Origin of the sequence: Ursidibacter maritimus (genome assembly GCF_009761395.1) — a bacterium.
GTDB lineage: Bacteria > Pseudomonadota > Gammaproteobacteria > Enterobacterales > Pasteurellaceae > Ursidibacter > Ursidibacter maritimus.
The window spans coordinates 67,179-82,028 of sequence record NZ_LEKN01000012.1; the positions used below are offsets into that span (position 1 = coordinate 67,179).

At 43.0% G+C, this 14,850-nt stretch carries 8 protein-coding genes; 3 read left to right on the forward strand and 5 right to left on the reverse strand.

Going from position 1 to position 14,850, the window contains the following annotated elements:
- Positions 1–381: 381 nt before the first annotated feature.
- Complete coding sequence (locus tag A1D26_RS02870) at positions 382–735, forward strand: helix-turn-helix domain-containing protein (protein ID WP_157402589.1); 354 nt, start codon at positions 382–384, stop codon at positions 733–735.
- An 80-nt stretch (positions 736–815) separates the two neighbouring features.
- On the opposite strand, the gene A1D26_RS02875 is transcribed toward A1D26_RS02870, so the two are convergent.
- Genes A1D26_RS02875 through A1D26_RS02890 form a run of 4 tightly spaced genes read right to left on the reverse strand, consistent with a single transcriptional unit; the run spans position 816 to position 2,891 of the window.
- Entirely contained in the window at positions 816–1,112 is a 297-nt protein-coding gene (locus tag A1D26_RS02875; RefSeq protein WP_157402590.1) for a YciI family protein, read from the reverse strand.
- A 27-nt stretch (positions 1,113–1,139) separates the two neighbouring features.
- The gene (gene yciA, locus A1D26_RS02880) at positions 1,140–1,586 is read right to left on the reverse strand and encodes an acyl-CoA thioester hydrolase YciA (protein WP_157402591.1); all 447 of its coding nucleotides are present in this window, start codon (positions 1,584–1,586) and stop codon (positions 1,140–1,142) included.
- Entirely contained in the window at positions 1,576–2,124 is a 549-nt protein-coding gene (locus A1D26_RS02885; RefSeq protein WP_157402592.1) for a septation protein A, read from the reverse strand. Before A1D26_RS02885 ends, yciA begins: the two co-directional genes overlap by 11 nt.
- 20 nt (positions 2,125–2,144) lie before the next feature.
- Positions 2,145–2,891, reverse strand: a complete 747-nt coding sequence (locus tag A1D26_RS02890) for a hypothetical protein (RefSeq protein WP_157402593.1) — start codon at positions 2,889–2,891, stop codon at positions 2,145–2,147.
- A 124-nt stretch (positions 2,892–3,015) separates the two neighbouring features.
- Here A1D26_RS02890 and yfbV point away from each other — a divergent pair, with 124 nt between their 5' ends.
- Positions 3,016–3,450 carry a terminus macrodomain insulation protein YfbV gene (yfbV, locus tag A1D26_RS02895; protein WP_157402594.1) on the forward strand — a complete coding sequence of 145 codons (435 nt, stop codon included), beginning with the start codon at positions 3,016–3,018 and terminating at the stop codon, positions 3,448–3,450.
- Positions 3,451–3,497: 47 nt separating this feature from the next.
- Positions 3,498–4,223, forward strand: coding sequence for a carboxy-S-adenosyl-L-methionine synthase CmoA (gene cmoA, locus A1D26_RS02900; protein WP_157402595.1), 726 nt, complete (start codon positions 3,498–3,500; stop codon positions 4,221–4,223).
- Positions 4,224–4,601: 378 nt separating this feature from the next.
- Here the strand turns inward: cmoA and A1D26_RS02905 are convergent, their stop codons facing one another.
- A complete protein-coding gene (locus A1D26_RS02905; RefSeq protein WP_157402596.1) occupies positions 4,602–14,666 on the reverse strand; it encodes a YadA-like family protein in 10,065 nt (3,354 codons plus the stop codon).
- Positions 14,667–14,850: the final 184 nt, after the last annotated feature.

Below are 14,850 nucleotides of genomic sequence, written 5' to 3' on the forward strand. Positions count from 1 at the left end.
TTTGGGGAAGAATGGGAATTTATGCTTTAAAATAATACAAAGTATTATTATAATACAAAGCATTAAGGAGATAACTAATGTACACCATTATTGAAACCGTCCGATTTGAACAGGAATCTAAAAAAATTTGGAATGAAGAAGAACGTTTAGCGTTTTTTCACATATTTCAAAGAATCCTCTTTTAGGTGATGTCATTCCACAAGGAAAAGGTCTCAGAAAAATACGTTGGCAACCATCAGGACGAGGTAAGCGTGGTGGTGCTCGAGTTATTTATTTCAACGTATTGCAGTCAGGTTTTATCTTAATGCTAGATATTTATACAAAAAATGACAAAGAAAACCTATCTAATAACGAATTAAAACAACTTACGGAGCAAAAATAATGAGTATTGATAAACAACTAAAAGAAGCAACCAAAGATTGGGACATTGATGCAATGATAGAAGCTATTATTACTGACGATCCCGAAATGGCTGAACATGAAGAAAGTTTATACCTGTCGCTCAGCCAAGCTAAATATGGGGAAATTAGTAAAGCAACCTATCAAATATCCCCTATTGTCGAAACTCGCAATAAAGTAAAACTTTCACAACCTAAATTTGCCGAAAAATTGGGTATTTCAGTCAATACGCTACGTTCTTGGGAGCAGGGACTACGAAAGCCAAGTGGTGCGGCAAAAACATTATTAGATTTACTTCATCGTAAACCTGAGCTAATCAACGAACTTCGAACTTAACCTGTTTAATAAATTAAGACCTTTCTGCTCAAACTTAAACAGAAAGGTCTTACTCAAAAACTTGAAGGTTTACTTTTTACTTAAAACACCTTCTTAAACGGTTTTACAATCACTTCGCCATAAACCCCCGCTTCAACATAAGGATCTTCACTTGCCCACTGCTGTGCTTGTGCTAAAGAACTAAACTCCGCAATCACTGTTGAGCCCGTAAAACCTGCATCGCCAGGGTTTTCATCGTCAATCGCAGGATTTGGGCCAGCGGTTAAAAGGCGATCTTCCGCTTGTAGTTGTTTTAAACGAGCGAGATGTTGTTCTCTTACTGCTAAACGTTTCTCAAGCGTATTGGGAATATCTTGTGCAAAAATAACGTAATACATTACATTCTCCTTCTATGTTAAATGGGTTTATTGTGTTTCTAATTTAGATAACACATCATCTAATTCAGGGTTATCTTCTCTTGGAATCGGTCTTGGTTTACCATTTTTATCAATCGCAACGAAAGTAAATAACGCCTCCGTTACGCAATAGCGATCACGACCGCCATCGGCGACTTTTTTGATCCACACTTCAACTTTAACTTGCATTGAAGTACGACCGACTTTGACACATTTTCCATAACAACAAACCACGTCGCCCACCGCAACAGGACGGATAAAGCTCATACTATCCACAGAGACCGTTACCACACGCCCACGAGCCAACTCTTTAGCTAAAATTGCACCGCCCATATCCATTTGCGACATTATCCAACCACCAAAAATATCGCCATTTGCATTAGTGTCTGATGGCATTGCTAATGTGCGTAAAATTAACGTTCCTTCTGGCTGACGTACTTCCTGTTTAGTTTCCATTTGATTCCTCTTGTTGTTTTAAATGCGGATAAAGATAAAAACCTGTGCCGATCACAGCGATTAAACTTAGCCCTGTTAAGCCAAAGACTTTAAAGTTTGTCCAAACATCGTCAGAGAAAAATTCGCTGATTACAATGTTGATGATCATACAAACAATAAAGAACCCCGCCCAACCTAAATTCAGTTTTTCCCAAACATTACTCGGTAATTTTAACTCTTTGCCTAATAACATTTGAACCAACGGTTTTTTAAAGACAAATTGGCTAACCAATAATGCAGTTGCAAATAAACCATTCACTAAAGTAACTTTCCATTTTAAAAAGGCAAGATCGTTAAAATAAGCGGTCAGTAACCCAAAAAATACGACCGAAACACCTAAAATCCATTGGGATTTTTCGATTTTTTTATAAAGCACTTTAAGTGCAATTAGTTGAACCACTGTTGCCACTACTAAAACTAATGCAGCTTCTTGCACTCCATAGGTTTTATAGACAACAAAAAAGAGTATTAAAGGAATAAATTCTAAAAGTTGTTTCATTATCTCTCTCCAGTTTTATATTATCTTTGTGGCAATGTGCGGAAAATTTGATAAAAACGGAAACTAAAAATCACAAAAAAGAGATTAAGTACCGCACTCACGAAGTAAGAAATAATCACGCCTAAACTGCCAGCAATACCTGAAAATAAAGAGCCTAATGCACTTGGAATGAAATAGCTCAAAATACAGAATAAGAAGATAACCAGCATTTTGCCACGGCTTAACTGCCAAGTATGTTTGATGGTTTGAGTTACGCTTAATTGTGGCTCTTCAATTAAATAGGCATAAACAACCAAGCATAATTTAATAAAGATAAATAACCCTGCAATCATCAACGGTAAGATCATAATCGCCACATTACCTGCTTGAGCAGCTGTTCCACCAAAGGCAATGGCAACAGATAAAGGTACTACCATCACTAAACTTAATACAATGACCGCAGGCAATTTTTGCAAGGTTGCCACAATATTTTGGAAGAAATGTTGATATTCCCCTTTGCTGATCGATTTAATATTTAAAATCAGTAACACATTGACAAAAACGCTGATAATTCCTGAAATAAGGGTAGGATAAAATTGTGCAGAAAGCACAGATTGCAAAGCTTCTGGTGATTTTAACTCTTGTTCGGAAAGCTGAACAGGCGGCATAAAATAAAAGCTCGCCAACTGCAAAACCAATAACAGCCCCACCCCGAACAGCGTAAAATTGGGTTGATTCCGCATAAAATTCCAACTATCTTGCAATAAACCTAGAAAGTTAATCGGCATTGAGAAATCCTTAAAATGAAGTAAAAATTGCTAGAAGTATAGCAAGAGTTACTTCATTTCGCTATTGTAGATTTTACAAACTTAGCTAAAATAACTAACCAATTCATTCACTTATGGGAAATTTATGTATAACACATTCCAAGCGGGGCAAGATTATCTCAATACCTTCCCAAATCAGAAAAAACTTAACCTTTTTATGCCTGATTATCGATTGATCCGCTTAGTCAAATTTGCTTCTAAGGTAATGCCTGCTTTTGCGTGTTTTGCGATTATTTGGCAATACTGCTTTGCTGATCCTGAACAATCGATTACAGCAAATGCCACACTCACCGCCTTGTTTGCATTAAGTATTCCATTTCAAGGGTTATATTGGTTAGGCAGACGGGCAAAATCTCCCCTTCCGCTCTCTTTATTAGAATGGTATGAAACTCTCCGCCAAAAATTGATTAGTGAACGGCATAAAATTGCCGATCAAGCGGTGCCTTCCTACCAAGATTTTGCAAATTTACTACAACTTGCCGAGAAAACCTGGGGGCAAAGTTATTTTGATGAGTTATAATAATCCCGCAATGATATATCATTGCTGACCCAATCCATTTTAAGACTATGACAAAAGATACAATTTTTTCCGCCCCTATTGAAAAACTAGGCGATTTTACCTTTGATGCCGCAGTTGCAGAAGTATTCCCAGATATGATTCAACGCTCGGTTCCTGGCTACTCTAACATTATTACCGCCATTGGAATGTTGGCTACTCGTTTTGTCACAGACAACTCCAATGTTTATGATTTGGGTTGCTCTCGTGGTGCAGGGATCTTATCTATCCGCCGTAACGTACAGGCTCAAAATATCACTATTATTGGCGTAGATAACTCTGAGCCAATGGTTGAACGTTGTCGCCAACATCTAGCCGCTTATCATTCTGATATTCCGGTTACTATTTTATGTGATGATATTCGCCAAATTGAGATCAAAAATGCCTCAATGGTGGTCTTGAATTTTACCTTGCAGTTTATTCCGCCTGAAGATCGTCTTGTACTGCTACGCAAAATCTATCAAGGATTAAACCCCAACGGCATATTAGTGCTTTCAGAAAAATTCACCTTTGAAGATGAAACAATCAATGAGTTATTGATTGATTTGCACCATACTTTCAAACGAGCAAACGGATATAGCGAGCTAGAAGTGAGCCAAAAAAGAACCGCTCTTGAAAATGTAATGCGAACAGATACCATCGAAACCCATAAAAACCGCTTGCAACAAGTCGGATTTTCTAAAACAGAATTATGGTTCCAATGCTTTAATTTTGGATCGATGATTGCGGTAAAATAGCCATTTCAACCATACCTATCGAATACAAAACAGTTCTTTTTACAGTTTGGGGCAAATATGATTTGCCCTAGCCATTAAAAAAATCTTCATTCGGCCATAGAACCTTTATAAGATCTGATTGCTTTTTACTTCAAATTAGCGTTTTCATTCTGACACACTCAGTGTGTCCCTACATAACAAAATAAAATTGGTTATTTTTCAATTAGTTATATTTTTTCTTGTAGGGACGCACTGAGTGCGTCCGAATTAAAACAGACTTTGTCAATAATCTGGGACACACTGTGTGTTTACGCTTATTAAATACAATAAATCCCATAAAAAAACCCCCTTTCAGAAGAAAGGGGGTTTTTATCATTAGTCAGTTAGACTAAAGCATTATTACCATTGGTAACCAACGCCTACAGATCCACCAACGTCACCGCGGGTATTCGCATTACCTTGAAGTTTCAAGATAAGTTTACCGTTGTCAGATGCACGTGAGTAACCCACTGCAACTGCGCTTTGACCTTTGAATGTACCTGCAGAAGCCGCTACCATTGATTTACCTGGGATGTAAACTTGTGGTAAACCAGCCGCAGCGTTCGCACCAGCGATACCAGCACGAAGATCTTTACCTTGACGGTTGATCTTGTTGTTTAACTGGTTAGCAACGTTGTTTACAGTGCCTTTTAATTGGCTTACGTTCACAGCATCAGTATCTTTAACACCTGGTGCTACGTTACTGATAACTTTGTTGCCTGCGTTGATGCCAGTAGTACTCATAGAAGGACCATCTTTAATACCAATGCTTTCTGTCGCCTCAACCTTGTTGAAACTTACATCATCAGCAGTTGCGTAAGTTACTTTACCGTTAGCTTCTTGTTTAACAGTTAAGTTCTTACCTGCAGCCATATCAACTTTCTTACCAGGGTTGATAACTTCAGCACCAGTAGATGCTGGATCTTTCTTACCACCGTTTTCAGATGTAGTTAGTGTAAAGCCAGACTTATTGATAGCATTCGCTACAGTTGTTGCATTAACCACTTTAGCTGCTTCTGCGGCATCTGTTGGTGCAGACACTGTACCATCTGCATTTGGTGTCAATGTCGTGGTCTTAGGTGCTGCCACTACTAAGTTGCCATTGTCGTCAACTGTGATTGAATCGCCATCAACTTTAAGGTCAACTTTAACACCGTTTGGACCAACAGTTACGTTAGTACCTTTGCCAGTATTGTCGGCTTTCACGTCAACTTTAATGCCTTCGTTGGTTACGGTTGCAGTTGTACCTTTACCGTCAACAGCTTTCACGTCAACTTTGATGCCTTCGTTGGTTACGGTTGCAGTTGTACCTTTACCGTCAACAGCTTTCACGTCAAATGTAACGTTGCTTACTTTGCCGTCAGCAGAAGTATCAACTTTAGCAGTTGTGCCTTTGCCGTCTTTGAAGTTCACAGTGTCATAAGGCTTCACAAAGTCTTTGGCTGCGCCATTACCTTGCAAGTTCCAGCCTGCGTTCAATACATCGCCAACAGTTGCAGCGTTGTTCTTGATGTCGTTCACATTTGCTGCTGGGAAGCTTGCAGAAGTGGTAGGCTCAGTAGTACCAGTCTTCGCACCTTGTAGGTTACCTGCTACGTTGTTCACGGTTACAGGAGCGTTGTTATCGCCTAGTGTCAAGGTGTTCGGTGCTGTTGTAGTCATATTAACCACATTGTCACCATTCTTCAGACTTACGCCTTTGAACTCTGGAGTTTCAGCAAACTTAACAACCAACTTACCGTCTATGTTTTCAACGTAAGTGTTCTTATCGCTTACAGGTGTATTTGCTTTAGCACCACCAACGATATCAAGGGTTTCGTTCAGTTTCTTAGTAACAACTTTACCGTCATTACCAACGAACTTCAGACCATCATTCAAGGTAGCTACTTTTTCAGGAGCGCCCATTGTGCCGTCTGGGTTCACAGGAACGTATTCGATACGAGTTTTGGTTTCACCTGGTTGACCGTCAACACCTGCAGGACCATCAACAACTTTGATGTTCGCAGAAGGAGTTTTGCCGTCAGCACCCTTAGGACCAGTTAAGCCGATAGAGCCGTCTTTGCCGTTCAATACAACAGAAGAACCATCTTTACCGTTTACGCCCACAGTACCATCTTTACCTGGTTTGCCGTCAGCACCTTTCTCACCAACTTGAACATCGGTAACTTCAATCTTATCTTTCAACGATACTTCGTAACCGTTGTCGATTTGAGTTACTTTGATGTTGTTGCCAGCATTCAAGGTGAAGCTGTCGTCTTTGCCGATACGCTTATCAGTTGACTTGTCTTCAAACTCGCCACCATTCGCTTTACCAGTCAAGTTAAAGCCACTGTTGTTGATGCTTGTGTTCAACTTATTGTACACATCACCCAACTGATCTTCAGTCGCTGCTTGACCTGAAACGAAGTTATTCGGATCGAAGGTCTTATTGCTCAAGCCACCGATAGTACCGTTATCGCCATCGATGGTAACTTTGTTATTGTCGCCACCAATCTTAACAACAGGTGCTAGGTTGAAGGTTACATTGTTACCGTCTTTAGTGATCTTGATGTTACCATCTGTATTGTTCAGATCAACAGTTGCATTTGGACCAACTTTGCTTGAATCCTTACCATTAGCTGTCAAGTTAAAGCCGGTGTTTTGAATCGCATTGTTCAAGTCACCTACGTTAACTGCGTTGTTTACAGTCAATGGATTTTCAGCTGCGTTTTTCAAGTTTTCCAAGTATGGTTTAGCTTGGTTTTCTGGGCTGCTGATACTGCTAGCGATGTTGGTTAGCTTAGTCGGAGCTGTTTGGTTGCTGCCGTTGTTCATAGACGCAATCACGTCTTTAGGTTCAACAACATCACCGTCTGCAGTTACGAATTTATCACCAGCTTTGAATACTTTCTTACCGTCAGCAGTACTGTACACAACAGGTTGTTGAGCAGATTCTACGACGTCTTGAGCATTCACATCAACAGTGATGGTCGCTACGCCTTCTTTAACGTCACCAGTGACAGTCGCAAGACCTGTGCCTACAAAGTTCACTTTGTCAGCATTACGTACTTGGCTACCGAAACCATTGTCAGTTGCAGTCACTACCCAACCTAGGTGTGCTAGGTCGCCCACAGTCGCAGCGTTGCTTGCGATTGGGTTAGGCTCACCAGTCGGTGCATATACGTTACGAAGATCTAACAAGCCTTGATCTGGAGCTGTGTCATCATCTTCGTTCAATAATGGAACATTGCTTTTTACGTTACCCAATGTTACAGGCTCGCCTTTCTCGTTTGGAGCGGCTGCTGGGTTGATTAGGTTAGTAGTCAAGTTTTCAGGCTTAACCTCGCTGTTACTTGGTTTGCCATCTGCATTAACGCGGAAATACTTATCACCCACTTTCGCTACTGGGTTACCAGCTGGGTCAGTAAACTGAACAGGCAAGCCAACTACGTTTACAGAGATGTTGCTTACTTTACCGTCTGCATCAGTTTCTACCACTGCTTGAGTGTTGCCACCATTTACAAAGTTCAAGGTGTCGTAAGGCTTAACAAAGTCTCTCGCTTCCTTGTTGTTTTGTAGGTTGAAACCTGCGTTCAATACATCGCTTACAGTTGCAGCGTTGTTCTTGATACTGTCAACATTATCAGGCGTTTTTTGTGCAGTGGTCGGAGCATCAGCTTTTGAACCGTCTGCTTTAGTGTCGCCTTTGTTTACCGTTTCCGGCAAGTTGCTTGCTATGTTAGTAATGGTAACAGGTGCATTATCTTTACCACCAACTACCAAAGTATTTGGCTTAACAGCATCAGCAGCTAGATTTACGTTGTTACCATTGTTGGTCAATTTCACTTCTGTGAATTCTGGACGATCAGCGAACTTAACAGTCAGCTTACCACCTTTGTTTTCAACGTAAGTGTTCTTATCAGATACATTGTCTTTATCTGTAGAACCACCAACGATGTCAAGCGTTTCGTTTAGTTTCTTAGCAATCGGAGCGTCAGTATTGTTGTTGCCTTGGAACTTCAAGCCGTCGTTTAAGGTAGCCACTTTTTCAGGTTCACCTTTAGTGCCGTCTGGGTTCACAGGAACGTATTCAATACGAGTTTTGGTTTCACCTGGTTTACCGTCAGAGCCTAGACCATCCACACCTACAGGACCGTTCACGACAGTGATGTCAGCTTTTGGTGCAGGCTGTGCAGGAGCTGGTTGACCATCAGTACCGTTAGTACCTGGTTTACCATTCAAGGTAATTTTATCAGCTTCTAGCTCGTCTTTGGTTGCAAAGGTGAACTCACCGTCTTTCTGTTTCACTTTCAAGTTTTTACCAGCTTGAAGTTTCACAGTTGAGCCTGGCTTGACTAGGTAGTCTTTTTTACCCGCTTCGTCGTCAAACGCTTCATCGTCACGAGCGATGGTCGCTGTAAAGCCAGAGTTGTTGATAGCGTTAACAACATCTTGAGTGGTTGCAACTTTTGGTGCTTCTTTGGTATCAGTAGTTGTCGCTGTACCATTTGCATTGTTCGTTACAGCACCTGCATCAGCAGCTGCATTGAATGCAATCTTGATTTCACGAACATTGTTTTTAGTTTCACCAGTTACGGTTACACCTGTGTCGCCTACGAATTTCACTTCGTTAGCGTTTTTCACCGCTTCAGAGTAAGTATCGCCTGCAGAAACTACCCAGCCCATGTTGCGGATATCGCCCACAGTGGCTACGTTATTGTCTGATGGAGCATTTGGTGCATCTTTAGCAAGATTTACCAAGCCTGCAGCAGCTTTCTTGGTGTCAGGAGCATCAGCTGCGGTGTAAGGCTTCAAGCCACTTACTACGTTACCCAAAGTAGTCGCATCGCCTTTTTGGTTTGGCTTAGCGGTAGGATTGATAACGTTTGCTACCAACTCTTCAGGAGCAACTTCATTAGTAGTTGGTTTACCTTCTGCATCTACGGTGTAGAACTTATCGCCAACTTTCGCTACTGGTTTGCCATTTGCGTCAGTATATTGAACAGGCAAGCCAACTACGTTTACAGAGATGTTGCTTACTTTGCCTTCGTTGGTTACGTCAACCACAGCTTGAGTGTTGCCACCGTCTTTGATGTTTAGGGTATCAAAGGCTTTAACGAAGTCTTTTTCACCACCATTGTTTTGTAGGTTGAAACCTGCGTTCAACACGTCGCCTACGGTCGCAACATTGCTGTTGTTCACGTCAGCAGGTGCTACACCTGTGGTAGTTGGAGCGGTTGTACCAGTCTTCGCACCGTTTAGGTTGCCTTCAACGTTGGTAATGGTGGTTGGTGTTGTGCCGTCTGCTTTAGATACTTTGATGTTATCGCCGTCAGCAGTCAATTTAGGGCCAGTTACAGCACCAGCAGCATTAGGCGCACCTAGTTGAACAGAAGTGAACGATACATCTTCTTTGGTAGCGTAAGTTACTTTACCGTTTTCTTGTTTAACAGTTAGGTTCTTACCTGCCACCAATTCAACTTCATCACCTGGGTTGATGACTTCATCAGCACCAGCAAGTTTCTCACCGCCATCAACTTTAGAAGTTTTTAGCGTGAAACCTGAGTTGTTGATTGCGTTTACAACGTCGCTTGTGGTTGCAAGTTTGGTGTCATCTGCATTATCAGTTTTCGCTTTGTTGCCTTCTACAATGATGTCACCTTTAGTGCCAGTAACCACATCAGCAGCTTTCACATCCACAGTGTAAGTAGTGATGTTATCCGCACCTGCAGGAGTTGCCGTCACACTCGCCAAGCTATCTTGAGCAGCTTGAACTTTCGTATCTTTAGCATTTACGGTGTAAGTTGTGCCACCGGTGGTTGCGTTTGGTGTTGCAACAACAGAAACAACGTTTGTACCTGCAGCCACGTCAACTTTAGTTGCGTTCAACTGTTGAAGATTTACTGCATCAGTTGGGTTAACACCTGCTGTTACGTTCGTGATTGGCTTGCTACCTGCATCGATGCCAGCAGCATTGATGGTTACAGGGCCAGCTTTCACTTCGTTCGCTGTTACATTGGTGAATGTTACGTTATCTAGCGTTGAGAACGTGAAGTTAGCACCCGCTTGTACCACTTTCAGGTTTTTACCTGCTTTAAGTGTTACTTTTTCGCCTGGATTTACCAATTCTTCGGTTGCAGTTTCAGACTCACCACCTTCAGCTTTACCAGAAGTTGCGATCCAACCTGAATTGTTGATTGCATTTACAACGTCGTTTGTGGTTGCAAGTTTCGGAGCATCTGCCTTGTTGGTTGTTGTTGCTGTACCATTGGTGTTGTTAGTCACGTCACCTTTGTTGTCTGCAACAAATTTAGTAGCGTTCACTTCTACTTTCACAGTCGATACATCGCCTGCTGTGGTGATGTTAACAGTGGTGGTTGTGCCATTCACGAAGTTCACGACATTACCTGCAGTGACTTTGTCTTTTTCTGCACCGTTTTCTTGCAGTGTCCAAGAAACGTTGTTTACAGTATCAACCAAAGTAGAGGCATTGACTAGGCTTGTGCCTGCTGCTGGTTTAACGGCTTGACCATTGTCACCGATGGTTGGGGCAGCGGTCTTGGCATTGAATGTCACATCAAATACGCCATTGCCTTTGTCTTTTACGTCAGAAGTTACGCTGTCGCTATCCACAAAGTTCACTCTGTCGCCTGGGTTGATGAAGCCAACTTTGGCGGTGTTGTTACCCAGTGTCCAACCGCTGTTATTGATGGCATTAGCGATTTGGGTCGCATTTACCATTCTGTCGCCATTGGTAGGTGTTGCCACTTTACCAGGGTTGTTCGGTGCGGTTTCAGGATTCACATCCAACGTAGTGGTTTGTGGCGTTTGTGGTTTGGTTGAAATGGTGAACTTATTGCTGGCTTGAGTGATGTCCACGCCATCGCCTGCGATCAGCTCAACCAAAGTACCCGGACGAACGACGTTGTCTGTGTTACGGCCTGTTGATGTGCCTGTGGTATCAGCAGCTTTATCCACTGTGATGCGGATACCTGAGTTGTTGATTGCTTCAGCAAGCACTTTGTCATTGACCAAGCCTGTCGCTGCATTTGGTGCAATAACAGAACCTGTTCTGCCAACCTCTGGCGTATTAGCCTGTGTGGTTTTGACATTGATGACTGGCTTGCCATCGTTGGCATTGATTGATGTGGTAGTGAATGACGTAGGATCGCCTTGGATGTGAAATTCGCCATTGATAGGGTAAACAGACAGATTAGGATCTGTACCAACTTTCAAACCGCCAGCAGAGCCTGAGGCTTTGGCAGAGATGGTGAATTCTTTACCATTTTGGGCGATGTTGATGTTCTCGCCTGCGATGAATTTGACTTCATCACCTGCTTTTACAGCAGTTTTGGCAGGATTACCGCCTGTGTTTGTGCCTGTACCTGTTTGACCAGAGTTTACGAAGAACGCAGCGTTGTTTACGGCATTCATCACGTCTTGAGTGGTCGCTACTTTATTTGGCGCGCCGCCACTTGCAGTACCTACACCACTGTCAACATTAAGTGTGCCGAAATCAACGTTATAAGTAACGTTCACGCCACCTTTGTCGTTGGCAGTTACGGTAGAGGTTGTACCCTTGCCGTTAGTGAAGTTAACTTGGTCGCCTGGGTTGATAAATCCAGCAGAAGTACCATCATTGTTACCAGCTTTCCAGCCTGCTGCGTTGATCGCATCAGCTACGTTTTGAGCAGTGGTCAATGCATTTGGATTTGAAGCAGCAAGATTGTTACCAGCAACAGTAGCTGCATCTGGGCTAACTTTCGCTTTACCATCAGTTGATTCTGTGGCTAGTTTTTGAGTTGCCACATCATACACTACTTTCGCACCGTCGCCATCAGCAGTAACAGTCGCTACAGTCAATGTACCGTTTGAGAAGTCGATGTTTTCGGTTGGAATGATGTTCGCTACTGCGTTGGTTTTTTCACCACGCTGACTAACATTGAAACCTTGCTCGATACGATCAGCCACTAGATATAGCTGTGAGCCGTTGATGGCATCGGTAGAAGTTGCAGAGATATTACCTGCCGCTACGTTGATGATTTGGCGTTCTTTGCCTTTAGCACCTACGCTCACCACGCCTTTATCTGGAGCACCTTTCCCCTCAAAACCGCTGTAGGTATAAGTACGCACAGTAGCGGTGTTTTCTGTTGTCGCTGGGCGGTCGGTAGAGTCGTTACCTAGAATGACGCTGTTGGCTTGAGTAGCAGTTACATCGTTACCTACCACGAAAGTGTTAGCAACGTTTACGGTGTTGTTATTACCCACAATACGGCTTTCTTCGCCGCCGCCATTCATCTTGTTGTTGTTACCGAACACACCTGCGTTGTTGGCAGCGACTGGAGCACCTTCGGCACCGTTGTTGTTACCTAGAGCATAAGTACCGTTACCACTGATGAATGATGGGTCACCGAATGCACCAGAGTTGTCGCCAGTAACTACGTTACCAAAACCTACTGAGATAGATTGTTCACCAGCAGCAGTCGAACCTGTACCGATGGCGATGGCATCTTTTTTCTGACCTTTGGTCAGAGCGATGGCATCGTAGGCTTGTTTTTTAGCTTTGAAGTCAGCAATTTTAGCTTCGAACGCTGTCTTAGCTGTGTTATATTCTACTTTAGCCGCATCTTCTTTTGCCTGAGCCGCTTTTGTTTCAGGAGCCGCTGGACCTTTACTAAACCTGAATGAAACTTTCTCTGCTGCAGCTTCTTGCTGAATCTCTAGTTTTGTGGCGTATTCTTTTTGGGCTACAAGCATTGCTGCTTCAGCTGCGTCCAAGGCTTCACGAGCGGCTTGGATTTGCTCTTTGTTTGTGCCAGCGACAGCATTATTACCGATGGCGATGCTGTTATCTGTTGAAGCGAAGCTGTTTGCACCCACTGAGGTTGATTGGTTGCCCAATGCTCTGGCTCTGGCACCGCTTGCCAAGGCTTCTGTGCCATTGGCTGTCGCCAATGCACCTTGTGCCACTGCACGCAGACCTTCTGCTTTGGCCTGACGACCTTGAGCGATGGTTAGATCGCTGACAGCTTGAGCTTCTGTACCAAAGGCCAATGAATGATTGCCTGTGGATACAGCTTGTACACCCAATGCCACCGACTGAACGCCGTCCGCAATGGTAGTGTCTGCGTTATATTTGGTAGCGAACTGCTGACCAACGCTAGGACTCGTTGTTGACGCTGCGGTCAGGAAATCCGATCCACCGATGGCGATGGACTGTAGGGATTTTGCCGTAGCCGACTGACCGATGGCTGTCGCACCAAATCCTTGAACAGCCGCAGTACCACCGATGGCAATACCAAAGTCACGACCTTTTTGTACTGCTGCTTGACGACCGATGGCCATTGCAGAGTTACCGCCAGAAAATGTACCTTCGCCCATCGCCATACTGCCAATGGCCATAGCGTACGCCATAGAGCCGACAGTGGTCGACAATGCTTCACCAAAAGCACCATCACCAATAACGACAGTGCCCCCACGGCTCATTGCTGCATAATTACCGATCAGCACCCCTGCTTGTGAGTTATATGCACCGCCCCCATCTACAAAGCTAAATGTATCATTATCTGCAGAATACTTATCGAAAGCTGGGTGATATACGCCACCATTAAAAAAGTTATTGGCAGGGTTGCGTCTGTTTAGATGAGAGGTTTTAACGTCATTTGTCACTAGTAGATTGTTACCAAGGATGACGTGATAATCTCCCCCTTTAGCTGTGATGTTGTTACCCATCACAAGTTTGTAATTACCTTGTGACGAAATATTATTACCAAAGACTGCACTGCCAGTCCCTGATACATTATCATCGCGGCCAAAGAGAGTAACGTCGTTAGCATCTAATGAAATATTACTACCTGTAACAAGTAGATTTCTCGCCTTGGTATAACCAGTTGCAGTTACATTGATACCAAATATTGCACTATTAGTTAGGTTATGGCTTTTGCCACGACTAGCCTCCCCCTCCGGGCCCGGCTTATCTGGGTAAGAGTCAATAACTTGAATGCCTTGCCCAACCAGCACGACAGGTTGGGAATCTCTTTCTGCCTCTGCTGCAGTTCTCATAGACCCAGCTTTGAATTCAGAGCCTATATGGTCTGGAGTCTGTGGTTCAACCTTAATATCTTGACCATAAACGGTATATGAGTTGGTGGCGACCGATTTTTTTGGTGCTGCAGCTACTGAAGCTGGATCCTTCTCATTCACCGACTTTGGATCCACATAATACTGGCGGACGACTACATCTGGTACAGTAACATTAGCACCAGTATTATCCGCATTCACATGGTTTGCGGCTAATGCATCTGCACCCGCAAACGCTAACGCTACCGCAGCTGCTGCTTTACTTAAAGAAGATGATTTGGTTTTACCCTTTGCCGTTGATAATTCTGAAACGGCAGTCCAACTTTGCGTTGAGTGGTTCCAAATCACTCGGAATATTTTATTCATATAAAAATAACCTTTTTATTGTTCTAGTTTTCTAGAACTCAGTTATGTTGAATAGTGCAGTTTTTACGCTATTCAAATACACACAGGTAGTACAGCTTGACTACCCACTCTACAATGCTATAAACATAAGGTTTAACACCCGTTTATGCTTGTTTTGGATATTTGCAATAGAAAGATCTATCAC

Bases quoted from the DNA above. Each gene is read 5' to 3' on its own strand.
- A1D26_RS02870 (WP_157402589.1), top strand. From the start codon at position 382: ATGAGTATTGATAAACAACTAAAAGAAGCAACCAAAGATTGGGACATT.
- A1D26_RS02875 (WP_157402590.1), bottom strand. From the start codon at position 1,112: ATGTATTACGTTATTTTTGCACAAGATATTCCCAATACGCTTGAGAAA.
- yciA (WP_157402591.1), bottom strand. From the start codon at position 1,586: ATGGAAACTAAACAGGAAGTACGTCAGCCAGAAGGAACGTTAATTTTA.
- A1D26_RS02885 (WP_157402592.1), bottom strand. From the start codon at position 2,124: ATGAAACAACTTTTAGAATTTATTCCTTTAATACTCTTTTTTGTTGTC.
- A1D26_RS02890 (WP_157402593.1), bottom strand. From the start codon at position 2,891: ATGCCGATTAACTTTCTAGGTTTATTGCAAGATAGTTGGAATTTTATG.
- yfbV (WP_157402594.1), top strand. From the start codon at position 3,016: ATGTATAACACATTCCAAGCGGGGCAAGATTATCTCAATACCTTCCCA.
- cmoA (WP_157402595.1), top strand. From the start codon at position 3,498: ATGACAAAAGATACAATTTTTTCCGCCCCTATTGAAAAACTAGGCGAT.
- A1D26_RS02905 (WP_157402596.1), bottom strand. From the start codon at position 14,666: ATGAATAAAATATTCCGAGTGATTTGGAACCACTCAACGCAAAGTTGG.